This is a genomic window from Joostella sp. CR20 (genome assembly GCF_038433465.1).
Lineage (GTDB): Bacteria > Bacteroidota > Bacteroidia > Flavobacteriales > Flavobacteriaceae > Galbibacter.
In genome coordinates this window covers 183,716-207,149 of sequence record NZ_JAESVF010000002.1, presented here as the reverse complement: position 1 = coordinate 207,149, position 23,434 = coordinate 183,716, and the positions used below count along the sequence as shown (strand labels likewise).

17 protein-coding genes, 1 tRNA gene and 1 other RNA gene are annotated in these 23,434 nt (G+C 35.8%); 4 read left to right on the top strand and 15 right to left on the bottom strand.

What is annotated here, in order from left to right; translation table 11 throughout:
• Positions 1 to 94: 94 nt before the first annotated feature.
• The 6 genes from JMA43_RS05105 to JMA43_RS05080 all read right to left on the bottom strand — a co-directional run bounded on the left by JMA43_RS05105 (position 95) and on the right by JMA43_RS05080 (position 4,946).
• Complete coding sequence (locus tag JMA43_RS05105; protein WP_342155301.1) at positions 95 to 1,231, bottom strand: lactonase family protein; 1,137 nt, start codon at positions 1,229 to 1,231, stop codon at positions 95 to 97.
• Complete coding sequence (locus tag JMA43_RS05100; RefSeq protein WP_342155300.1) at positions 1,231 to 2,379, bottom strand: hypothetical protein; 1,149 nt, start codon at positions 2,377 to 2,379, stop codon at positions 1,231 to 1,233. The genes JMA43_RS05105 and JMA43_RS05100 overlap by 1 nt, the downstream gene beginning before the upstream one ends.
• A 160-nt stretch (positions 2,380 to 2,539) precedes the next feature.
• A complete protein-coding gene (rny, locus tag JMA43_RS05095) occupies positions 2,540 to 4,102 on the bottom strand; it encodes a ribonuclease Y (RefSeq protein ID WP_342155299.1) in 1,563 nt (520 codons plus the stop codon).
• Positions 4,103 to 4,156: 54 nt separating this feature from the next.
• Positions 4,157 to 4,286, bottom strand: a non-coding RNA gene (ssrS, locus tag JMA43_RS05090) — 6S RNA.
• A gap of 63 nt (positions 4,287 to 4,349) precedes the next feature.
• The gene (locus JMA43_RS05085) at positions 4,350 to 4,640 is read right to left on the bottom strand and encodes a cell division protein ZapA (RefSeq protein ID WP_342155298.1); all 291 of its coding nucleotides are present in this window, start codon (positions 4,638 to 4,640) and stop codon (positions 4,350 to 4,352) included.
• A 15-nt stretch (positions 4,641 to 4,655) separates the two neighbouring features.
• A complete protein-coding gene (locus JMA43_RS05080) occupies positions 4,656 to 4,946 on the bottom strand; it encodes a hypothetical protein (protein ID WP_342155297.1) in 291 nt (96 codons plus the stop codon).
• Between the two features lie 189 nt (positions 4,947 to 5,135).
• Between JMA43_RS05080 and JMA43_RS05075 the strand changes: the two genes are divergently transcribed.
• Both JMA43_RS05075 and JMA43_RS05070 read left to right on the top strand, forming a co-directional pair.
• Positions 5,136 to 6,821, top strand: a complete 1,686-nt coding sequence (locus JMA43_RS05075) for a M23 family metallopeptidase (protein WP_342155296.1) — start codon at positions 5,136 to 5,138, stop codon at positions 6,819 to 6,821.
• A gap of 123 nt (positions 6,822 to 6,944) precedes the next feature.
• Positions 6,945 to 7,577: a hypothetical protein gene (locus JMA43_RS05070; RefSeq protein ID WP_342155295.1), complete on the top strand. Its 633-nt coding sequence runs from the start codon at positions 6,945 to 6,947 to the stop codon at positions 7,575 to 7,577.
• A gap of 2 nt (positions 7,578 to 7,579) precedes the next feature.
• Here the strand turns inward: JMA43_RS05070 and JMA43_RS05065 are convergent, their stop codons facing one another.
• The 5 genes from JMA43_RS05065 to JMA43_RS05045 form a co-directional block, all read right to left on the bottom strand.
• The gene (locus JMA43_RS05065) at positions 7,580 to 7,996 is read right to left on the bottom strand and encodes a hypothetical protein (RefSeq protein WP_342155294.1); all 417 of its coding nucleotides are present in this window, start codon (positions 7,994 to 7,996) and stop codon (positions 7,580 to 7,582) included.
• Between the two features lie 187 nt (positions 7,997 to 8,183).
• Entirely contained in the window at positions 8,184 to 9,650 is a 1,467-nt protein-coding gene (locus tag JMA43_RS05060) for a Gfo/Idh/MocA family protein (RefSeq protein ID WP_342155293.1), read from the bottom strand.
• Between the two features lie 133 nt (positions 9,651 to 9,783).
• Positions 9,784 to 11,292: an ATP-binding cassette domain-containing protein gene (locus JMA43_RS05055; protein WP_342155292.1), complete on the bottom strand. Its 1,509-nt coding sequence runs from the start codon at positions 11,290 to 11,292 to the stop codon at positions 9,784 to 9,786.
• Positions 11,293 to 11,393: 101 nt separating this feature from the next.
• Positions 11,394 to 12,587 carry an MFS transporter gene (locus tag JMA43_RS05050; protein WP_342155291.1) on the bottom strand — a complete coding sequence of 398 codons (1,194 nt, stop codon included), beginning with the start codon at positions 12,585 to 12,587 and terminating at the stop codon, positions 11,394 to 11,396.
• Between the two features lie 128 nt (positions 12,588 to 12,715).
• Complete coding sequence (locus tag JMA43_RS05045) at positions 12,716 to 13,825, bottom strand: PQQ-dependent sugar dehydrogenase (RefSeq protein WP_342155290.1); 1,110 nt, start codon at positions 13,823 to 13,825, stop codon at positions 12,716 to 12,718.
• A 202-nt stretch (positions 13,826 to 14,027) separates the two neighbouring features.
• On the opposite strand from JMA43_RS05045, the gene JMA43_RS05040 reads away from it, so the two are divergent.
• Both JMA43_RS05040 and JMA43_RS05035 read left to right on the top strand, forming a co-directional pair.
• A tRNA-Pro gene (locus JMA43_RS05040) sits at positions 14,028 to 14,102 on the top strand.
• A gap of 198 nt (positions 14,103 to 14,300) precedes the next feature.
• Complete coding sequence (locus JMA43_RS05035) at positions 14,301 to 16,742, top strand: arylsulfatase (protein ID WP_342155289.1); 2,442 nt, start codon at positions 14,301 to 14,303, stop codon at positions 16,740 to 16,742.
• A gap of 73 nt (positions 16,743 to 16,815) precedes the next feature.
• On the opposite strand, the gene JMA43_RS05030 is transcribed toward JMA43_RS05035, so the two are convergent.
• From JMA43_RS05030 to JMA43_RS05015, 4 genes are read right to left on the bottom strand one after another with little or no spacing between them, the layout of a single operon-like run.
• Positions 16,816 to 18,735, bottom strand: a complete 1,920-nt coding sequence (locus tag JMA43_RS05030; protein WP_342155288.1) for an OmpA family protein — start codon at positions 18,733 to 18,735, stop codon at positions 16,816 to 16,818.
• Positions 18,736 to 18,752: 17 nt separating this feature from the next.
• Complete coding sequence (locus JMA43_RS05025) at positions 18,753 to 19,682, bottom strand: PorP/SprF family type IX secretion system membrane protein (RefSeq protein WP_342155287.1); 930 nt, start codon at positions 19,680 to 19,682, stop codon at positions 18,753 to 18,755.
• Between the two features lie 21 nt (positions 19,683 to 19,703).
• A complete protein-coding gene (locus JMA43_RS05020; RefSeq protein WP_342155286.1) occupies positions 19,704 to 20,987 on the bottom strand; it encodes a gliding motility-associated C-terminal domain-containing protein in 1,284 nt (427 codons plus the stop codon).
• 24 nt (positions 20,988 to 21,011) lie between these two features.
• A complete protein-coding gene (locus JMA43_RS05015; protein WP_342155285.1) occupies positions 21,012 to 23,381 on the bottom strand; it encodes a hypothetical protein in 2,370 nt (789 codons plus the stop codon).
• Positions 23,382 to 23,434 lie beyond the last annotated feature (53 nt).

Genomic DNA, 23,434 nt, shown 5'->3' with positions numbered 1-23,434 from the left:
AATAACATAAAATATTAAATATTTAATTTTTTGTTAACAAAATTATCAATTACATATTATGAGCATACTTAAAAAAGCAATTACACAATTTGATTTACTCAAACAAAATACAAACTGGCGTTGGCGCTTCTATTTCGTCTACAAAAGTTAACAAACCTGTTTTAGAATCTCTTTTAAATGAAATGATATTATTGGTGTATTGATTGGCTACAAGTAAATAATCTTCATTTGGAGCTAAAGAAAAATTACGCGGCCCTTTGCCCCTCACAGAAGTATGCGCTTTTAACTGAAGTTTTCCTTCCTCTAAAACTTCAAAAACGGCAATCGAATTATGCCCTCTGTTGGATGCGTACAAAAACTTTCCGTCTGAAGAAATATGAATATCTGCACCTGTGTTTTCTCCACTAAAATCTGTTGGAAGTGTTGTATAGGTGTTTAAAACTTTAAACTGATTTTGCTCGTCTAACGCCAATGTTACAACCGTATTATTTAACTCTCCAAACACATATGCCCATTTTCCGTTTGGATGAAAAGTCATGTGGCGCGGACCAGTACCTTCAGCAAATGTCAATTTTTGATTTTGCTTAGCTTCAAGCGTTTTTCCCTCAGAATTAATGGTCGAAAACCACAACTCATTTGTTCCTAAATCTACTTCTACAACATCGTTTTGTGTAGGCGCTAACCAAACCGAATGCGCATGTGAAGCATCTTGTCGCTCATGAGTTCCTTTTCCTGTATGTTGATTTGTAAACAACAAATCGGACACCCTACCGTCGTCGTCCATTTCTAACAGGCCCACAGTTCCGCTGCTGTAATTGGCAGTTACAATAAAACCATTTTCATTTACAACAACAAAACAAGGATGCGCACCTCCAGACAAACTTTTATTAATAAACTGCAATGTATCGGGCTGAATTTTAAAAGAAGAAACGGTACCGACTTCATTTTCATTTACCGCCAACAAATAGTTACGGTCTTTCGAAAACGCTAAAAAAGATGGATTTTCAGAAGAAGCAACCAACTTATCTTTACTCAGTTTTCCATCAGCACTCAATGTATATTTATAAATCCCTTTGCTATCTCCATTGGTATAGGTTCCTACGTAAAACGGAAATTCTGTATCATTTTTCACTGTTATATTTTCTTTTTCTTCGGAAGTGTTTGCGTCTTTAGCATTGTTTTTACATCCAGTAAACAGCATTAGTAGTAACGCAATTTGAAATATTCTCATTAGTCTTTTTTATTTTTAGATTTTTGGAAAATTCTTCCCGTAAAGTATCCCAACAAAAACGGAAGAAAAAGTATAATTACAAAGAACAAAATAACAAAAAATAACACGCTCCGGATGATGCCTTTTACATGTGTCATCGTCTCATCGATAGTTTCTTTCACCAACACATTTACTTCTTCAGATAAAGCTGTACGTTCGCGTAAAATCAAACTATCAAAAGCAATTCGTTCCCTTAAAATTATAGTATCAATCGAGGCTCTTTCCGTAGAAAAAAACACTTTAGAACTTTCGATATCATTGTGAAGTCCTAAAAAAAGCTGTTGCATATCCGCACGAAAATCAACGATAGACTGCTCTAACATTTCTGGTGTAGTTTCTGCCGTTGTTACAAGTCTGTCCAAACTACTATCCATACTGTTAAAAACTCTTTGTAAACTCGCAGAATCTATGCCTTGTTCGCGAAGCATCAATTCGGCATTCCATTGTAATTGCTTACCAGTACTTTCGGAAGTATACACCAATCGATTGGAGAAATTCGTCATAACTTCAGAAAGCGTTCCTACGGTTTGCACCGCCAAACTATCTGGAATGTTATTAGACGCCAAATAAGTTTCTCTAATAGATTTATGTTTAAAATTGAGTCCGTAAATAGGGTTTTCTGCAACAAAATTATTGACCAGCTTTTCTAAGTTTTTATATTCTTTTTCAGACAATAAGCTCTTTGCATTTTTCTGAATTTCGACAGCATTCACTTTAGAAACATTCACAACATAGGGTTGCCATTCACCAAACAAAGGCGTTGCTTTTTCTGAGGCTAAAAATGTTTCCATCGAGACCGACAATGCCCAAGCATCAAGCAATGCCAACTGCGGCATCGTTTGAAAACCGACTTCTCGTAACGAGGTTAAGGTTTTTAATTTCCATCGATAGGCATTTTTCTGAATTTCAAAATCCGATTCTTCATAAATAATACTATCGGCAGCCCACTCCACTCTTTCCGATGCGTCGGCGATATATTTCTGGGTAATTAATCTTGAATTTAGTTGACTTCTGGTAAGTGGCTCCTGAGTGCTTTCAATTTTTAAAAGCGAACACGACTGAAAAATAAATAAAGAAAGAATCGTAATAAGTAAAATTCTGATTTTCATCGGCAGGAGTTTATTGAACAGCAATTTAAAGATACTTATTTTAAGTTACAACTATTGCGCATTTTTACACAAAAAGTTTACTATTAAAAACAGACCGAACCATGTAAAAACAAAAAAGTCCAGCACTAAGCTGGACTTTTTCACAAACTATTAAAGTATATTATTTAGCAATATTTACAGCTCTTGTTTCTCTAATTACTGTAATTTTTACTTGCCCTGGATATGTCATATCTGTTTGTATTTTTTGAGAAATCTCAAAAGATAATTCTGATGCTTTATCATCACTTACTTTTTCACTTTCTACAATAACACGTAACTCTCTACCGGCTTGAATTGCATATGCTTTTTTAACCCCTGTAAATCCAAAGGCTATTTCTTCTAAATCTTTTAATCGTTGAATGTATGAATCTAATACTTGGCGTCTAGCTCCTGGTCTAGCTCCGCTAATTGCATCACAAACCTGAACAATAGGCGCTAATAACGATTTCATTTCGATTTCGTCGTGGTGAGCTCCAATCGCATTACAAACGTCTGGCTTTTCACCATACTTTTCTGCCCACTCCATACCTAAAATAGCATGTGGAGTTTCCATTTCGGTTTCTGGAACTTTTCCAATATCGTGTAAAAGTCCGGCACGTTTTGCCATTTTTGGATTCACACCAAGTTCGGCAGCCATCACACTACAAAGTTTTGCTACTTCACGAGAGTGTTGTAGTAAGTTTTGCCCGTAAGACGAACGGTATTTCATACGTCCTACAGCTTTAATTAATTCTGGGTGTAAACCGTGAATTCCTAAATCGATCACTGTACGTTTTCCAACTTCAATGATTTCTTCTTCTATTTGCTTTTTAGTCTTTTTAACAACTTCTTCAATACGCGCTGGGTGAATTCTACCATCGGTTACCAAACGGTGAAGCGATAATCTTGCGATCTCTCTTCTTACTGAATCAAAACAAGATAAAATAATAGCTTCCGGAGTATCATCAACAATAATTTCAACTCCAGTTGCAGCTTCTAAAGCACGAATATTACGTCCTTCTCTACCGATAATTCTACCTTTAACATCGTCGGACTCAAGGTTAAATACCGACACACAGTTATCGATCGCTTCTTCAGTTCCAATACGCTGAATAGTATTTACAATAACTTTTTTAGCTTCTTGTTGTGCGGTAAGTTTTGCTTCCTCTAAAGTATTTTGAATGTATGCCATGGCATCACTCTTGGCATCGGCTTTTAACGATTCTACCAATTGTGCCCTAGCCTCATCTGCAGACAATCCGGAGATTACTTCTAGTTGTTCGATTTGGCTTTTATGTAGCTTCTCTATTTCGCTTTGCTTTTTATCTAAAAAGTCTAAACGGTAGTCGTAATCCTTATTTTTCGCCTCTATTTCGGCGTTTAATTTTTTGCTTTTTGCCAATTCGTTTGAAACTTGAGACTCTTTATCTCTTGTGCGTTTCTCGGCTTCAGCTATTTTTTTATCTTTAGAAATAATTACTTTTTCGTGTTCTGCTTTTAGTTCTAAAAACTTTTCTTTCGCTTGTAGTATTTTATCTTTTTTTATACTCTCGCCTTCATTTTTAGCTTCTTTTAATATTTTTTGAGCTTCTTTTTTTGCTCCAGATATTAGTTTCGTAGCATTTTTCTTTTCTAGTATTTTGGCAACTGCAAACCCAATTGCAACGCCAACTATTCCTACAATTATCAATATAGTAGTATCCATCTTTACATATGTATATTTAATAAAAAAGCCTACATTGGTATTGAAGTTTTGTACAAACTCCAAAAAACAGGTTTAAGGCTACCAAACTGATCAAGGATCCGCGATTCCTTTATCTGAAACTAATCAGAGGAGCGGCTTGCTTTTACAACTTGAACTCACCTTTTTTAAAAAATACTTGTTGAGTTTGTCAAAAAAATACAACCAATGTAGGCAGTAACATTATTTTATTTAAAAGAACATTTTATTATCAGCTTAAGTGTTTCGATAGCATCGCGTTTAAGTTTTTTAAACGTTCTTCTACCTCTTCACTTGTTTTATTCGCATCAATACCTTCTTGTTCTACCTTAGATGCAAACTGTAAAGCACACATAGCCAATACATCTTGTTTGTCTCTTACGGCATAATTCTGCTCAAATTGCTTAATCAAATTATCAATCGTTTTAGCTGCTTTACGAAGTCCTTCTTCTTGTGAAGGCTCTACAGTAAGCGGATAAACTCTATCTGCAATCGATATCTTGATTTTAAGCTTTTCTCCCATTATTATTAGAACGTTTTATTCGGATAATTGCGCAATACATTGATCAATATCTCGAATTAAAGTATTTATTTTAAGCTTAGCTTCTGTTTTATTTTCATTACTGCCAAGCATTGAATTTGCTAGTTTGAGCGATTCATATTTTTCCTCCCATTGAATAACTGAAAGGGCTAAATCCTTATTTTCATTTTTCGAATACGCCAATTCTTCTTTTAATTGATGATTTATTTTTTGTTGTTGCTCCAATTTTTGAAGCAACTTCATCATCTTATTTTCCAGAGAATCAACAATTTCTATTAGTTCACTCATACATGCAATATTCAACACATATCTTTACAAAGTTAACATACCTTTACGTACTTCACAACAGTTTGTAAAAATTTCTTTTTTTAATCTTTATGCTATTCATACTAAGATAACCAATTTTAAGTTTTTAGCATAGTTTTTTCTACGTTAATCATCATTTATTTATTTTTACGCCATCATAATTGTCTATTCATGCGCTATTTCATTTTAATCTGTATTTTATTTTTTCAATTTACAAACGCTCAAAATCAATATCCTCAAGATTATTTTCAATCGCCTTTAAATATTCAATTTGTTTTAGCGGGAACCTTTGGAGAATTGCGTTCCAACCATTTTCATTCAGGAATAGATATTAAAACTCAGCAACGAGAAGGCTTAAATGTTTATGCTGCTGCCGAAGGATATGTTTCAAGAATAAAAGTTCAGCATTATGGCTACGGAAAAGCTCTTTATATTACACACCCAAACGGGTATACATCTGTGTACGGACATTTACAAAAGTTTTCTCCTGAAATTGAAGCTTTTTTAAAGAAAGAACAATACAAAAAACAATCGTACGAAATAGAGCTTTTCCCTTCTGAAAATGAATTAAAAGTAACAAAAGGACAATTCGTAGCACTAAGTGGAAATACTGGTGGTAGCGGGGGTCCGCATTTGCATTTCGAACTTCGAGATTCACAAGAAAAACCAATCAATCCTTTACTTTTTGGTTATCACGTAAAAGACACCAAAGCACCGCGAATTTTGGGTGTTCACGCATATCCTATCGGAGATAATTCAGCAATAAACAATACCAAAAACCCTATCGAACTTAGACTAACTCCACAGCCTAACGGGACACTTTTAGCCGATAAAATTTACGCTTCGGGCACCATCGGTTTGGGAGTTGAAACCTACGACCAGCTTGATATGGCTTACAATAAAAATGGGGCATACAAAGTTGCAACTAAAGTAAATGGCGCTTCATATTTTGAATATGATTTTGAGACTTTTTCTTTTGCTGAAAGTCGTTACATAAACACCTTAATTGACTATCCTGTTTATGCTGAAAACCGACACCGAATTCAAAAATGCTTTGTGGAGCCTTATAATAAACTGAGCATCTATAAAAAGAGAGAAAACAACGGACTTATTAACATTAACAATGGCTTGAACTACCAAATAACTATGGAAGTTTCAGACCTAGCTGGAAATACTAGCACTGTAATTATTCCTGTTGAAGGCACAGCACAAGGACTTACAAACAGCTCTTCAATTAAAAATGAAGGTGCTTACCTCATTGCAAATCGCGATAATATTTTTACCGTTGGTGATGCTTCTTTGTTTTTTCCTGAAAACACATTTTATTACAACTTTTTCATCAATTTAAAAGACGAAAACGATGCTATTGTAGTTCATAACGAAAGTATTCCTGTAAAAGACAATTACACGTTAAGCATTCCTTTAAAAGATGAAAACACAGCAGACAAAGACAAACTTTTTATTGCACATGTGTCCGACAAAGGCGATTATTCGTATGAGTACACGTATCGAAAAGAAAATGTTTTAAGTACGCGAACTCGAAATCTTGGAACCTTTAAAATTGTAAAAGATTCGGTAGCTCCAACTATCAAACCTATAAATTTTAGCGACGGACAATGGATATCTACTCACAACGATATTAAAGTTAAAATAACCGATGATTTAAGTGGCATAAACACTTACCGCGCCACAATCAATGGAGAGTGGATTTTAGTGGAGTACGAATACAAAAAGAACATGCTTACGTACAATTTAAGCGATCATCATTTTGAAAACACCGAAAACAATTTAGAAATTGTAGTTACCGATAATGTTGGAAATACCAATACTTTTAAAGCTACGTATTTTAAAAAGTAATTTTTGGCTGTAAACGAAACGTTAAATATTGAAAATACAACACCAAAAGTTAAAGAAATCGTATCATATTTCAATATTTTTGCCCACCAAAGATAAACTCACAACCTTTTGAGGGATTTATAAATGAAAAGTTACATTTTTTTACTCGCAACACTTTTAGTAAGCACTTTTGGTTACAGTCAAAAAACAATTTACCAAAGCGACTCTTTTGATGAATTAAGCAAAGACCACAAAACAGTTGCTATTATTCCGTTTGAAGCTCGGTTAGAATTAGAAAATAAAGATTTATCTGATGCTCAATTAGAAAAACTTCAAGAAAAAGAAGGCTACGAAGTACAAAATGCATTGGAAACGTATTTCCTAAAAATGCACAAACGAAAAGATTACCGAATCGAATTTCAAGACATCAATAACACCAATGCAATTCTCTCTCAAGAAGGGATTGATTTACTCAATTTAGATATTTACACCACGCAAGATTTGTGTAAAATGCTAAATGTAGATGCTATTATTTCTGGAGATTTAACACTGAATGCATTAATTTCTGAAGGCGTTTCTACCGATTTCGACTTGATGTCTTTTGTTTCTGGAACATCAGATTACGGAAGAATTGCCATTAAATTAAGTGACGGAAACACTGGAAAGCTTTTGTGGAAATACGAAAAAGTAATCACTCGAAAGTCTGGTAAAAATACGTACGACATCATTGAAGCCATGATGCGAAAATCTACTCGTAAATTCCCTTACGATAAATAAAATTATTCTGCATCAAAAATATAAACTCCCTTACTAAAATACTGATCAAAGTCAGGTGAAATTAAAGCAGGATCGTAACTATCTGATAAATAAAAAGTATATACGCAGGTCTCTCCACCTTTTATAATATTACATCTACTTTTACCATCATTAGTATATGTTTCTATGTAGCTATCATCAGTACCTTGCCGATGATATATTTGTGCATAACCATGCGCATCGGTTTTAGATGTGTTTTTAAAATTAACTTCATACTCCCAAACAAATGTGTTTTCATCGATATTTAGTTCGTAATTATAATAAACTAACTCCACTTCTACATTTGGTTCTTCCACTTCCGAAGCATTATCATCGCTACCCGAGCAACTAACAAACTGCATAAATACTACAAGAGCAATTAACCTATAAACTAATTTCATTACATCATAAATTTGAAAACAAATATAGAAAAAATACAAAACTGCCTGAAAAATTAGATTTTTCTTCAAATTAAGATTGATTCAGAATCCCATCTTATTAAAAAATATGATGAGACTCTGAAAAATAAATCTAAAATGACGTTTTGAATCTTATTAAAACAGCCTCAGACTTTCAATATTTTAATTTTTACATCTGCCAACCTTCGCGGTACGTTCTTGTAACAAATTGGTTGGCTTCTTCAAGATTGGTAATTTTCATATTTTCACCATCCCAAAGTAATTTTTTACGTCCGAAGAACTCTTCGTTGCCTTTGCTATTTTCACGCTTCAACATATAACTTCTAATTGCTAAATCCCCCATTAAAACAGTTTCTGTCATTGGGCCCGCATAATCAAAAGAAGAAGTAAGCGCCTTGTGTTCTTTACTATTAAATCCAGCTTTACAAGCATCTACCCACTTGCGTTGGTGACCGTATTCAGGTTCTTGCATTTCCTCAACCTCAGGACCAAACTCTGTAGTTCCGTCGTTTAAATACAACTTAGGCATTAACGGAGAGCTGTCGTTTATATTTGTAGACACAATCCCTTTTTCGCCATGAATCAACACACCATTGGCACTTCCACTCCCTCCTATATCGCTATTTGCTGGAATAATATCTGGATGTGCTGGACGAATTCCTCCATCGCTCCATGTCATTTTTAAAGGCGACTTGGTTTTGTCCGTAGCATCAAAATCAATAGAAATAAAAGATGAAGGCGGACATCCCTCTGGGTGATAATCGGGAGTCCACATTTGCGAAAACACTGAGCTTACACTACACTCTGCCGCTTTTGGATACATTAAATTTAAAGTTCTAAACGGAATATCAATTAAATGGCAACCAACGTCTCCCAATGCACCAGTTCCATACTCCCACCAACCTCTCCAGTTAAACGGATGTATATTCGGGATATATTCAGTTTTAGCGGAAGGCCCTAACCACAAATCCCAATTTAAAGCCTCTGGCTTTTTACTTGGATCGGGTAAAGGCATAGCCCCTCCTTGCGGCCAAACGGGTCTGTTTGTCCAAACCTCAACTTTAGAAATAGCGCCCAACTTCCCTGAGTCTACCCATTTCTGAACCATATCTAGCAACGGATTCGAAGCTCCTTGATTCCCCATTTGCGTTACCACTTTTTGGTCTCTAGCCATCTGTGTAAGCATACGAGCTTCTTTAATATTATGCGTCATTGGTTTTTGCACATACACATGTTTTCCGCGCTCCATAGCATATTTTGCAGCAGGTCCGTGCACGTGGTCTGGAGTAGAAATAGTTACCGCATCGATATCTTTTTCTTTATCGAGCATCTCTCTAAAGTCGGCATACAATTTTGCTTTCGGAAACTTTTTAACGGTGGCAGCCGCCGATCCAGAAAAATCAACATCGCATAAAGCAATCACATTTTCCCTTCCGTTAACCGATGCATTTACAATATCACTTTGTCCTTTTCCTCCTGCTCCAATAGCTGCAATATTTAAACGATCGCTTGGTGCAAGGTAGCCAACGCCACCCAAAACATGTCGTGGAACTATTAAAAATGAAGAGGCTAAGGCTGTGTTTTTAATGAAATTTCTTCTGGAGTTTTCTGTAGGTTTGGTAGTAGTTCTTTTCACTAGATTGAATTTAGATTGATTAATTATTTCAGGAAATTATGTCTTAAAAAAACAATTTCCTTTCTAAATGTATAAAAAACACAATCAATCATTAAATTTTTAACAATAAAATGAAATAAAAGCGAACACTTTCTTATAAAACTACACTTCCATTATTTAAGGTAAGTATGTTGGAAACACTTTCTGGAATCTCTTCGGAACGATGCGAAACATAAATCATTGTAATGTGTTTTGACACACAAATACGGTCTAATAATCGTTTAAAATATTGCGTTTGGTTTGCATCCATTCCCTGGCAAGGTTCGTCTAAAATAAGTAACGACGGACTTTTAACCAAAGCTCTGAGCAACAACAAAACCCTTTGTTCTCCTAATGATGCATTGACAAAAAGCGCTTTTTCTAAATGAGACAATTTAACTAGATTTAGCCACTGCACAGCAATATCTTCTTGATGTTTTGTAGGGATAGAAACCGTTCCGATTTCGTCTTTAAACCCAGAAATAATAACATCGGAACAGGTAAGCGTACTGTAATTTTCTTCGGAAGTTATAATTCCAGGAACGCTATTTGCAATCCCTTTGCCACGCATAAAATACAAATGAAGCTCGGGCGATAAAAAACCAATGTGTTGCTTTATTTCCCAAATACTTTCTCCGCTACCACGTTTCCTGTCAAACAAGGTTAAGTCGTTGCGGTATCCTTGCGGATTATCAGCAGTTATCAAACTCAATAAAGTAGATTTTCCCGCTCCATTATGGCCAACAAGAGCCCAACATTCTCCCTGCTTAATTTGCCAATTAATATCATTTAAAATAGCTTTTCCGTTCATTGAGACATTTACATTTTTCATCCCAACAACAGTTTCAAATCGGTTAGAATTTTCAGCAAGTAAATCGTCAATATCAACAGACGTATCTATGGAAGTTGTTTCCAAACTGTCCATTTTCACTTTGGAAGGAACTCCTTCAGCAATTATATTTCCTTCAGCTAAAACAACTACATTATTCACAAAACTTGGCACTTCTACCCCATCACAAACCAAAATAACACTGATGCCTTTCAATTGTAATTCAGCTAAATAATCGACCAATAATTTTCGAGAAGCTACATCCAAACCTGTAAAAGGTTGATCTAAAACCAATACTTCGGGTTGTTGGATAAGAGCGGAAACCAATTGCAATTTTTTACGTTCTCCATTACTTAACTGAAGTAAATTTTTGTCTACCAAATGTGCAATTCCAAAATATTGAAGCAACGAATCTTCATGAGTATCGGACTTATCTAAACCGATTTGCACTTTCAATTTCTCTAAATACTGATTTACTTTAAGCTGATTTTCGTAATCGTGAAACTCATAACGTTTACTGTAATACGTGCTCGACATTCCCGAAATTTCACTAAAATGGTCTTGTTGAGACACAAATATCGTTTGAAACGGATTGATAAATGTTCCGCTTGTCGCTTTCTTTTCTTCAGCAATAATACGCGCCAAAGTAGTTTTTCCACTTCCCGAATTCCCAACAATAGCGAGGGAAGTCCCCTTTGGGATATTTAAAGAAATATCATTTAAAATTGTACGATGATTTGTGGTATATGAAATAGCTTTTAGCTGAATTGTATTGGTTTGTACCTGTAAACTCATAAGAAAATTTTTACTCAAACGAAGTTCGTCTATTTCGCATAAAGTAGCAACAACAAAACAGCGTTACAAATCAAAATGCGCTATAAGCCATTAGAATAAAATCAATTTTGATATGCAACAGCTTTCTTTTCGGCCTTTTGTTTTCTGAAATATAAAATAGAAACCGCCAAAACAACACCGCTAAATGCCATGATAGCTCCTACAATACTCGCAGAAGTGTACCCTAAACCATAAGCAATTGGTAAACCCGCGAAATAAGCTCCAGAAGCATTTCCCATATTAAAAGCACTTTGATTGGCAGACGAACCTAGCATTTCCGAACCTTTAGCGCTATTTATCACCGCCATTTGAATAGGTGTAGAAACGGTAAAAGCAATCATCCCGATAATAAAAGTCATCAACAAAACAACATAACCATGTTGCGCAACAAAACTATTTATTACCAAAACAGCGACCATAATTCCTAAACTGATAATTACAGCTTTAAGTGGAGAAAATACCTCAGCAAGCTTGGCGCCAACAAAATTCCCAACAACCATTCCTAGCCCAGCAATAACCATGGCGTAGCTCACTATGTTTTCGTTTAAACCAGCAACATCTGTAATTAACGGAGCAATATAACTGTACCAAGCAAAAAAGCCACCGGTACCAACCATTGTTAAAACAATAAGTCCTAAGAAATCTAATTTTTTAAATATTTTAAATTCGCTTTTCACGCCTTTAGTTGGTTCTGTTGTTAATTCGGGCATCCAAAAATAAATGCTCAACATCGTTAACACACCAATTACCCCAACAATCATAAACGATAAACTCCAATGAAAATGATGCCCTACGTAAGTTCCCAACGGCACACCAATAACATTGGCAATTGTTAAACCAGAAAACATAGTTGCAATTGCTTTTGCAGACTTACCTTCTTTAGCCAATTTTCCTGCAACAACAGCTCCTATTCCAAAGAAAGCTCCATGTGGAAGTCCAGATAAAAATCGAGAAATTAATAATAAAGTATAACTATTTGCAAAGGCAGAAAGTGTATTAAAAACCGTAAACCAAAGCATTAAATACAATAACATTTTGTGCGGTGCCCATTTGTTTCCAACACTGGTTAACAAGGGAGCTCCTACAACAACACCCAAAGCGTATGCAGAAATAAAATGTCCAGCCTTTGGAATTGAAATTTGTAGTGCCGATGCAACATCTGGAAGTATCCCCATGATAACAAACTCTGTCATCCCGATACCAAAACCACCAATTGCTAATGCTAATAATGCTTTTTTGTTTGTAATAGCGCCCATTTAATGTTTTAAAACTAGTTTTCTAATGCAAAAGTATTGTTCTTAAAGTAAACAATGCTATACTGAATTATCAAGAATATGTAATTAAATTGCATACAAAACACAATTTAAGAACTTAAAATTTATGCTTATTCTGGAAGAATTTTCACAACACCTTTACTTTCAACACCTACATACAAATAACCATCTGGACCTTGAATAACATTACGAATTCGCCCTTCGCCTTCAACTAGTTTTTCCCGCTTAACAACTTTATTATCTTTTAAAACTAAACGCTCTAAGTAGCCAAATTTCAGAGAGCCCACCATTAAACTCCCTTTCCAATCTGGATAAACATCCGAAGTAACAAAAGTCATCCCACTTGGCGCAATCGATGGCACCCAATAGTATAGTGGCTGTTCCATTCCCTCTTTTTTAGTAATATCGGTAATAGCTGTTCCGTTGTAATTTTCTCCGTAGGTAATTATTGGCCACCCAAAATTTGCTCCTTTTTTAATCACATTAATTTCATCACCCCCTTGTGGCCCGTGTTCATGCACCCATATTTTTCCTGTTTGATAATGTTTTAACATCCCTTGCGGGTTGCGGTGACCGTAACTGTAAATTGCTTTTTTTGCATTTGGTATATTTACAAATGGATTATCAGTTGGAATACGACCATCATCGTGTAAACGATAAATTTTCCCGCCATCTTTGGTAATATCCTGCGGATTTACATCACGCTCTCCTCTTTCTCCTGCTGAAAAATATAAATACCCCTCATCGTCAAAAGCTATTCTAGAACCAAAATGTTGCCCTTTTGTGGTATTTGGAGTGGCTTTATAAAGAACTTCTACTGAAGTTAATTTGTTTCCAGAAAGCTTCCCTCTTGCAATTGCAGTATTCCCTCCTTCCTCATCTCCTTCGGTTGATGCATACGACAAATACACCCACCCATTTTCGCTATAATTAGGATGAAGCTGTACATCTAACAATCCTCCTTGCCCTCTATTGTAAACCGATAAATTATGGGCTATCTCTATTTTCTCATTATTTTTATACTGATATAATTTTCCAGATTTTTCGGTAATTAGCAAACTTCCGTCAGGTAAAAAAACCATTCCCCACGGATTGTTAATGCCTTCTACAACTGTTTCAATTTTATAATTTATTTCACTAGGTGTAGTAATCGATTTATCCTCTTGAGCACAAGCAAACTGGAAGACAATCAAAATAAGTAGGTAATATTTAGTTTTCATCTGTTTTATTTTCTTGAAATATAATCAAAAAAATAAACACTCAACCTTCTGTTTTCCAACGTACAAAACTGTCTAGTTTTAAAAAAGCATAAAAAAACAGCTTTTTATTTGTTTTAAACTAAAAATTAATTGTAATTTTGTGCCCGCTTTAAGCAACAGATTTTATTTGTAAATTAAAGCAGGGCTTTACTCACAAAGTTTTCGGGGTGTAGCGTAGCCCGGTTATCGCGCCGCGTTTGGGACGCGGAGGTCGCAGGTTCGAATCCTGCCACCCCGACAAAAAAGGTTATCAGTTTTGATAACCTTTTTTTATTTCTACTATTTTCCTCCTTTATCTTTTCAGAATAAAAACAACAAATTGATTTTCAGAAAAATAAACATCTTCGATTTCTAAATAAAAATAGAATTTAATGAAAATTAATACTTAAATTTAACGTAAATTCTTTCATATAAATCAACAAAAAACCTAGTAATTATGAAGAAGAAAACCAAGTATAGTTCTCAACTATCTGCATTGGTTATCGGACTTGCAACACTATTCTCGTGTAATCAGTCTAATAAATCAACTACAGCAACAGAAGCGGACAAAGAGAGTGATTTTAAAGGAACCATCGCTTTAGACATTCGAGATTCAAAATCAGATTGGTCTGCTTACACACCAAAATCGGCTCCAGAAGGAGCTCCAAACATTTTATTTATTTTGTATGATGATACTGGCTTAGGAGCGTGGTCTCCCTATGGCGGACGTATCAATATGCCTACATTGGATAAATTGGCAGCAAACGGACTTACCTATACACAGTGGCATACCACTGCACTATGTTCGCCAACGCGATCTACAATTCTCACCGGAAGAAATCATCATTTAAACGGAATGGCATCTATTACCGAAACTGCAGATGGTTTTCCTGGCTCCAACGGTCGTGTACCAGATGATTGTGCTCCTTTTGCTCAAATAATGCGTGATAATGGTTACAGTACGTTTTGGATTGGTAAAAACCATAACGTTCCTGAACAAGATATTGCTCCAGGAGCTAGTCGCTCGGAATGGCCTACTCAAATTGGTTTTGACCGCTTTTACGGATTCTTAGGAGGTGAAACCAACAACTGGTATCCAGATTTAGTTATGGACAATCACTTCATTGAAGCACCTGCAACGCCAGAAGAGGGTTATCATTTGTCTAAAGATTTAGCCGATCAAGCAATCACTATGTTGAGAGACAAAAATGCTACCAACCCATCAAAACCTTTTTATATGTGGTTCAATCCAGGAGCCAACCACGCTCCGCACCACTCACCTGCTGAATACACTGCCAAATATAAAGGTAAGTTTGACGATGGTTATGATGCTTATCGCGATTGGGTTGTAAAACGAATGAAGGAAAAAGGAATAATTCCTGAAGATACAAGAATGGCAGATTTTAACCCAATGCCAGAAAATATGGCTAATCCTGCAGATTATGTTCGCCCATGGGACGAATTAAATGATAATGAAAAGAAATTATTCGCACGAATGGCAGAAGTATATGCTGGTTTTTCTGAATATACTGATGCTCAAGTTGGTCGTATAATAGATTATTTAGAAGAAACTGGACAGTTAGAAAACACCATCGTTCTTTACGCTGCAGATAACGGTGCTTCTGGAGAAGGAAGTCCGAACGGTTCTGTAAACGAAAATAAATTTTTTAACGGGTATCCAGATAGTATGGAAGAAAACATGAAATATTTAGATGTTCTAGGAGGACCAGATACTTACAACCACTTCCCTACTGGTTGGGCAGCAGGATTCTCAGCACCTTTTAAAATGTTTAAGCGTTATTCGCAATATGCAGGTGGAACTAATGATCCGCTTGTAATTTCTTGGCCAAAAGGAATTAAAGCTAAAGGAGAAATTAGACATCAATATCATCATTCAGTAGATATCGTTCCTACCTTATTGGAAGCTTGTGGTATCGAAATGCCTGAAGTTTACAACGGTGTTAAGCAAACTCCATTGTCGGGTGTATCTATGGCATATACTTTTGATGCCGAACCCGATGCTCCAACCCAAAAACATGTACAATATTATGCCATGTTGGGTACAAGAGGTATTTGGAAAGACGGATGGAAAGCAGCAGCTGTGCATGCTCCAATTAGTGGTAAAGGTAATTTCGATAAAGATGAATGGGAATTATACCATGTTGCAGAAGACCGTTCTGAATCTAATAATTTAGCTGAAGAAAATCCAGAAAAACTTCAAGAGCTTATTGACGAATGGTTTAAACAAGCAGAAATCAACAAAGTATTACCTTTAGACGACAGAAGTGCAGCCGAAATTTTAACCATAGAAAGACCAACACAGGAAAAATCTAAAGACCGCTATGTGTACTATCCTAATACAGCTCCTGTACCAGAAGGTGTAGCAGTAAATGTGAGGGGACGTGATTATAAAATCTTGGCGAATGTTGAAATTACAGATCCTAACGCCAACGGAGTTTTATTTGCCCACGGTTCACGATTTGGAGGGCATGCGCTCTTTATTAAAGACAAGAAGCTTTACTATGTGTATAATTTCTTGGGGATTAAACCAGAACAAGTTTTTACGTCTAACACTACTTTAAAACCAGGGAAATATACACTCGGTATGGAATTTACCAGAGAAAAAGCTGGTGAGTATGGAGAGTCTATCGGGCAAACAAAACTATATATCAATGAAGATATTGTTGCTGAAGGACCTATGCGAACGCAACCTGCTAAATTCACACTTTCGGGTGATGGTTTATGTGTTGGTTACGACAGCGGAGACAATGTAAGTAATCTGTACAAATCTCCAGGTGAATTTGAGGGCGGAACGATTCAGGCGGTAGGAGTTACTGTTGAAGGAGAGCCTTACCTAAATCTTGAAGCTGAAGCCAAAAGAGCTATGATGGTTCAGTAATTATAAAAAAGTACAAATACAAAAAAGCCATTGCGTTACCGCAATGGCTTTTGTTATATTATACACAGACAAACTATTCTGCTTTGCTTACGATAAACTCGCTTCGTCTGTTTAATTGATATTCCGCTTCGGTACAATTAGAACCGTTACCACAATTGTTTAATGGTTGCGATTCTCCGTAGCCACTTCCTGTAATTCTACTTGAAGAAATTCCTCTGCTCAAAATGTAATTTACCGTTGCTTTGGCTCTTCTATCGGAAAGTGAAAGGTTGTAATTATCGTCTCCACGACTATCTGTATGTGCTCTTACATCTACTTTTAATTGCGGATATTTATTTAAAACACTTACAATTTTCTCAAGTTCTACGGATGCATCACTTCGAATTTTAGAATCGTCAAAATCAAAATAAATATTATTGATTCCCAACATTTTTGCCAAATCGTCTCCATCTAACACATCAAAACCACTTTTCTGTAAATAAAAATCGTTGGTTATGTTTTCTACGGAAGAATCTACTAGAGTTTCCTCGGCATCATAATTGGTTTTTGAAGCTCTCAAAACATTCGCTTGGCGTTTATCCATTCGCATTTCATAGGCTCCTGAAGCATCTGTATTTACTTGCTGTACTACATTTAATTCAGCATCCAACAACGCAACAGTTGCATTTGGTATTAACGCATTTGTTTCTTTATCATACACATGGCCTTGTGCTGTTATCAAAAATAATTCTTGAATGTCTTTGGTTTCTACAAACGTATAAATATCATCATAACCCTTTCCGCCTTCTCTATTTGAGCTGAAAAAACCTTTTTTAGAAATTGTGTTGATGGTAAAAGCAAAATCATCAGCATCAGAATTTACAGGTTTTCCAACATTGATAAGCGGTGTAAATCCGTTGGTTGTAATATGCGTGTAAAACACATCGTAACCACCTAAACCAAAATGCCCATCTGATGAAAAATACAGCTCATTTCTATCAGTAATAAAAGGAAAAGATTCTCTTCCTCTTGTATTTACAGTTTCGCCAAGGTTTTCAACAACGCCTAACTCTCCAGTTGGACTCAGCGATGCTTTAAAAATGTCGGTTGCGCCAATGGCTTCAGGTCTGTTTGAAGCAAAATATAACGTTTTTTCATCTGGACTCAACGCGGGATGTGCAGTAGAATAATTATCACCGTTAATCGACAAGTCTTCAACATTTGTCCATTTACCATCAACTAAATGCGCTCTGTAAATTTTCAATTCTTTTAACGCATCTTTATCTTCTTTAAATCGAGGTGTTGTATTTGTGCGTGTAAAATACATGGTTAAACCATCGCGAGTAATACATGCCGAATTTTCATGAAATCGAGTATTAATCGACCCTGGAACTTTTTTCACACTTCCTTCGGAAGCAGAATACTCGTATAAATCTAAAAACGGAAGTCCGTCCCAAGCGCTTGTTCTTTTGGTTATCGAACCCGTATCTCTTGTAGAAGCAAAGTAAAGTTTGTCGTTGTAAAATCCACCTCCAAAATCTATTCCGCTTGTATTTTCAGCAAAAGGTTCTACTTGGTATCTTCCAGAGTTTTCATCGATAATATTTAGGTAATCTTCGGTAGAATTAAAATCTCCCGATTTTGTTCCAGACTTCTCTAAGTATTTATCATAAAATACTTTTGCTTTGTCGTTTTCTCCAACTGCTCTTAAAGTTTGTGCATATCGCAAAAGGTAAACGTCTTCAAAGGTCATATTTTCACCTTCAACCAATTCTTTGTACCATTGATTTGCCTCTTTGTATTTGGCATTAAAATAAAAGGTGTTTCCTAATCTTTTAAGCAATTCCGGCGAACGGTATCCTTTTTCAGCAACATCCAAATAAATATCATTAGCATCGATAAATGCTAATTTCTCGTAATCTTTATTTGCGTTTTTTATTTTTTGCTTTTGAGAAAAGCCCATAAAAACACAGAGGCATGCTATGAGGAGGTTTATTTTATATTTGGAATTCATTTATTTCTGGTTTTACATTAGAAAAATCTTGGACTCACTACTCTACGAACTATAGTTCCTAACTCGAATCGCAAGATAATTTCATGCGATCCTGCGTTATAATTCCCTAAGTCTGTTGTATCATAATCATAGGCGTAACCTATCATTAAATTATCAGAAACTTGGAAGCCTGCCAAAGCACTCACAGCGGCGTCAAACCTATATGCAGCCCCTAAAGTAAACTTTTCGTTTATTAAAAAGTTTGCTGAAAGATCGATTGCCAAAGGTGCTCCAACAACTGCTTTTGTTAAAACTGCTGGTTTAAATTTAACCGAGCGACTTAAATCGAAAACATACCCTCCAATTAAATAAATATGTGCTTTTTCTGAAGCGGTAGAAACCGCTACATCGTCGTAATATTTTGTCTCTAAAACGTTTGGTGACGACAATCCTACATACCATTTTTCATTGTGGATGTAAAATCCAACTCCAACAACTGCCGAAACTTTATCGATATTATACAAACTCGGATCTAGCGGTTGATCTGGATTTAGTTTATTCACATCAACATTTAAAGAATTAAAACCTCCTTTTAAACCAAAAGAAATTTTCAAATCGTTATTGGTTTTAATGGTGTATGAAAAGTCGGCTGCCACCGTAGTTTCGGTAGATGGACCGATTTTATCATTTCCGAAGGAAAGTCCTAAACCTACTTTTCCTAAACCGATTGGCGTATTGGCAGAAAATGCCATGGTTTCTGGCGCTCCATCCAATCCAACCCATTGCGAACGATACAACCCATTAAAACTCAACACCCCTCTACTCCCTGCATATGCCGGATTTATGGTTACGGTATTGTACATATATTGAGTGTATTGCGACTCTTGCTGTGCATAAGCGCTGTTGCTCCCCCAAAACATCACAACAACTAGCAATACAAGTGCATAAAAATGTAATTTCTTATTCATGCTTTATTTTTTAAAAATCGGTTAATCTGATGTTAAATACAGATACCCTGATTTATTATAATTTTTCTGTTCTCCATTACCCGTATAGTTAAACTGCATAATGTAGAAATAGGTTCCTGTAGGTAATAATTGGTTGTTGTTAATGGTAAGTCTTCCTTCAGAATATCCTCTAAAGACATCTCCAGAAGCATCGGTTCCGTAATTATCGCTTTCGAATACAAGTACTCCCCAACGGTTGTATATTTTTACATGAATTGGTTCTGTGTAATTACATTCGCCTTCATTTTCACGTTCAATTTTGAAGAAATCATTGCTTCCATCGTTATTGGCGGTGATCGCATTGTGAATAACAATATCGCCGCATTCAGGAGTTGGATTAGGATCGACTGTAGCTACAACAGCTAATGCTATAATACCGTCTTTACGAATTGTTGCTGATATTCCATTACCATCGGATGAAATTACACCTCCCTCATCAACCCACATATTGGTATCTTCATCCCAACGCACAAGGTGTAAAAACTCTGAAGCCTCGTTTAGAATAGAACTTGCTGTAGTTGCTGCATCTCTATATAAAGTAGCCGTAGTAGAAGTTGCATCGGTAACGCCTTGTACCTCCCAATACTCTTGCGTATCTATATAATCTATAGTTTCCTCTTTACTATTATGACTATATAACTCATTAGAGTTTTCAAAATAATATTTAGAACGATACACAGTTGATGTAGTTAAAGATGAACTCAAATCTAAATGTCGATAATAAATCCCATCTCCAATAGGCATTTCGAACCCAACAAAATCACTCCCAACTTTATTTACAAATCCATCTACAAAGCTATTGTCAGAAGCTTCGTCTGAAGTTGCATTTTCTTCAAAAGTTATTGCCCCTCCAAAATCGTCTTGATTTACAATTCCAGATGAAAAAGTTGCCAAATTGGTTATGTTTATCAGTCCTTCTAAACTAAATGCATCATTGGTGAGTGCATTATCAAAAAGGGTGTTGTAAAAATAACTTTCGCTAGTACCAGAAAGCAACTGTGTTTGACTCCCTGTAAAAGCTGTAAGTCCGCCTTCTTCTAAAAAATCGAACACTGCATTGTTGGCAAAATCGGCATTAAAATGTATTTCGCCATCGTTGTACAACTCGGCAGCATCTTGATTGGAAAAGTTATCGAGCACCGAAACTTGTGTATTGGGCGACACATAAAATTGCCCTGTATTGGTGGTTTGGGCAACTGCTTTTACATTTAATAAAAGCAGCTGACCAACTATAACCAACATTGTTATTTTATATTTTCTTGACATATTTCTTTAAATTTTATGTCTATGCTATGGTAATACATAATCGACATCTGTATTTGCTTGCGCATATTTAATTGCCCAAGCAATTGCATTTGCATATATTATACTGTTCTGCACTGTTTCACCTTCCCAATAACCAGTTTTTTGTACAGGCACCCCGATAGATGTCATTTTAGCGGGCCAAGTATCATTGTCAGTCTGTGATGAATTTCCTGCAGTCCATCCAGAATCACCTATAGCCATATATCCAAGCGTATTATGTACAAACATCCATGACCTTGAAGCATCATCCGAATCGGAAGCTAAAGAAGTAACTGTAGAAGGTAAATTTGTAAAATAACTTGAATTATCTAAATCTCCACCAGCTAAAAGCCCTGCTACATTTCCAAATGGTCCATTCAATATAGGCGAAGATGTATTGTTTGCAATGTCCATTATTAAATCTGAATTTGCTTCAGAAACATCTGTATTTCCTCCACATATAAGTGCTATTAAAGCCTCGTGACCTGCTGGGTCATTTTCTTGTGAATGGATAAGTACACCTTTTTTGTTTTGTACAAAGTCATTCAAAATTGTTCTCGAATCTGCATTTGGCAAGTAGTTATATCCAATTACGATAATATCAATATCATTGTTATTGATTTCACTTTTTAAAGCTGTACCTTGATCATAACCTCCATCTCTAAATGTAAATCCTTCTGAAGGTATAGTACCTGTTGTACTAAAGTTAGAACTTGAAGTTAAAATTCCTCTTGAAGAGTATGAACTATTTGTAGAAGCAGGTTGATAGATTCCTCCTCCTAACCCTAAAACATTCATTTGTCTATATATATATAAAATATCTGTAGTACATGAAGTTGTTCCACTTGCACTATTTGATGTTAATGTATAATCGAAAGTTCCCCCATCAACAGGTGTTCCTGTTGCAGTTAAAGTTACACTTTGTGTCCCCGTGGAAGAAAAAGTTCCAGTACCTGAAAAACTTACTCCATTTACAGTATTGGTAGAAATTGTATAATCTCCTACATAAGTAACATTAACATTCAACGTTAAAGTATTAGCAGCTGTCATAGCAATTCCAGGAGCATAATCTCCTGCCTCAACAATACTGTTACAAGCCATACTATAAGCCACAGGCTGCGGTGTAACTTCTACATCAACAGTACAAGTAGCGTCTCCACCTGGGGTACCCGTAATTGTAAAAGTTTTTGTCCCTGCTGTTGTAGGTGTTCCAGAAGCTGTTAAAGTAATAGTTTGTGCACCTAAAGAAGATAGTGTAATTGGACCCGAAGTGAATGATAATCCATCAACAGTATTTGTAGTAATTTCAGTATCTCCAGTAGCTGTTACATCTATTGGTAATGAAATAGTATTTGAAGAAGTTGTTGCTACATCTTCCATATAGGTACCTTCAACAGTTGCTGTAGAACAATTTATGGCATAACCAACTGGATCTACCGTTACGTTTATACCTGTACAACCTGCATCGTCTGAAGAATTGGAAACTAAATCAAATGAATCTATACCTGATGCTACTGGTGTCCCAGTTCCTTGCAACACTATATTTTGAATTCCTGTAGCTGTAAATGTACCTGACCCACTGAATGAATATCCATTTACTGTAGTTGAATTTAAACTCCAAAAACCAACATTGGTTACATCTACTTGTAAAGTTAAAGTATTAGTACTTGTTAATGGTATACCTACAAAATAATCTCCTCCAACAACTGGAGCAGGTGCATTACATGCAATTGAAAACAATACATCTGCAGGCACAATTGGAATAGTTGGAGAACAAGCGTTGTCCTCTCCATTTAAGGAAATTGTCACTGGATCTCCAGGGTCATCGGTACCGTTATTTGGTGTACCTGTACCAGGCACATTTAATGTATAATTTCCAGCACTTGGAAAAGTTCCTTCTGTATTAAAATAGTAACCATTCGTTGTAGTAGCTGAAAAAACATAGGTTCCTGGTTGTGTTACAGTCACTGGTACAGTAAGATAATTTGAAGCATCTAAAATCTCACCTTGTGTATATGTACCGTTCGCTACTACACTACTACAATCTGCTATATCAAAAACTGCTGGTGGTGGAGAACCACATATACTAAGCCAGTCATTTTGAGAAACGCTCCAATAGTCAAAACATCCAGTTGTAGTATTATAAATTAAAAGTCCATCAACTCTATTTGCAACTGGAATTGCATCTCGCTGTCCCTTTGTCATTCTAGGAGTTAAAAATCCTTTATTGATACTTTCGAGTTCCATTACTGCCCCTGGAACAGGAGTTTTTGAAGAACCTGAAACCGTTGCATCTTTAACTTTTGTCATATTTACTTGTCCAAAAATTGGAGTCAGCAAAAACAGACACAAAAACGATGTTATTAGAAATTTCATAAGAGAAGTATTTGTTGTAGTCATAAAAATTAATTTTGTAGTATTTTATATTT

Bases quoted from the DNA above. Each gene is read 5' to 3' on its own strand.
- JMA43_RS05105 (WP_342155301.1), bottom strand. From the start codon at position 1,231: ATGAGAATATTTCAAATTGCGTTACTACTAATGCTGTTTACTGGATGT.
- JMA43_RS05100 (WP_342155300.1), bottom strand. From the start codon at position 2,379: ATGAAAATCAGAATTTTACTTATTACGATTCTTTCTTTATTTATTTTT.
- rny (WP_342155299.1), bottom strand. From the start codon at position 4,102: ATGGATACTACTATATTGATAATTGTAGGAATAGTTGGCGTTGCAATT.
- JMA43_RS05085 (WP_342155298.1), bottom strand. From the start codon at position 4,640: ATGGGAGAAAAGCTTAAAATCAAGATATCGATTGCAGATAGAGTTTAT.
- JMA43_RS05080 (WP_342155297.1), bottom strand. From the start codon at position 4,946: ATGAGTGAACTAATAGAAATTGTTGATTCTCTGGAAAATAAGATGATG.
- JMA43_RS05075 (WP_342155296.1), top strand. From the start codon at position 5,136: ATGCGCTATTTCATTTTAATCTGTATTTTATTTTTTCAATTTACAAAC.
- JMA43_RS05070 (WP_342155295.1), top strand. From the start codon at position 6,945: ATGAAAAGTTACATTTTTTTACTCGCAACACTTTTAGTAAGCACTTTT.
- JMA43_RS05065 (WP_342155294.1), bottom strand. From the start codon at position 7,996: ATGAAATTAGTTTATAGGTTAATTGCTCTTGTAGTATTTATGCAGTTT.
- JMA43_RS05055 (WP_342155292.1), bottom strand. From the start codon at position 11,292: ATGAGTTTACAGGTACAAACCAATACAATTCAGCTAAAAGCTATTTCA.
- JMA43_RS05050 (WP_342155291.1), bottom strand. From the start codon at position 12,587: ATGGGCGCTATTACAAACAAAAAAGCATTATTAGCATTAGCAATTGGT.
- JMA43_RS05045 (WP_342155290.1), bottom strand. From the start codon at position 13,825: ATGAAAACTAAATATTACCTACTTATTTTGATTGTCTTCCAGTTTGCT.
- JMA43_RS05035 (WP_342155289.1), top strand. From the start codon at position 14,301: ATGAAGAAGAAAACCAAGTATAGTTCTCAACTATCTGCATTGGTTATC.
- JMA43_RS05030 (WP_342155288.1), bottom strand. From the start codon at position 18,735: ATGAATTCCAAATATAAAATAAACCTCCTCATAGCATGCCTCTGTGTT.
- JMA43_RS05025 (WP_342155287.1), bottom strand. From the start codon at position 19,682: ATGAATAAGAAATTACATTTTTATGCACTTGTATTGCTAGTTGTTGTG.
- JMA43_RS05020 (WP_342155286.1), bottom strand. From the start codon at position 20,987: ATGTCAAGAAAATATAAAATAACAATGTTGGTTATAGTTGGTCAGCTG.
- JMA43_RS05015 (WP_342155285.1), bottom strand. From the start codon at position 23,381: ATGAAATTTCTAATAACATCGTTTTTGTGTCTGTTTTTGCTGACTCCA.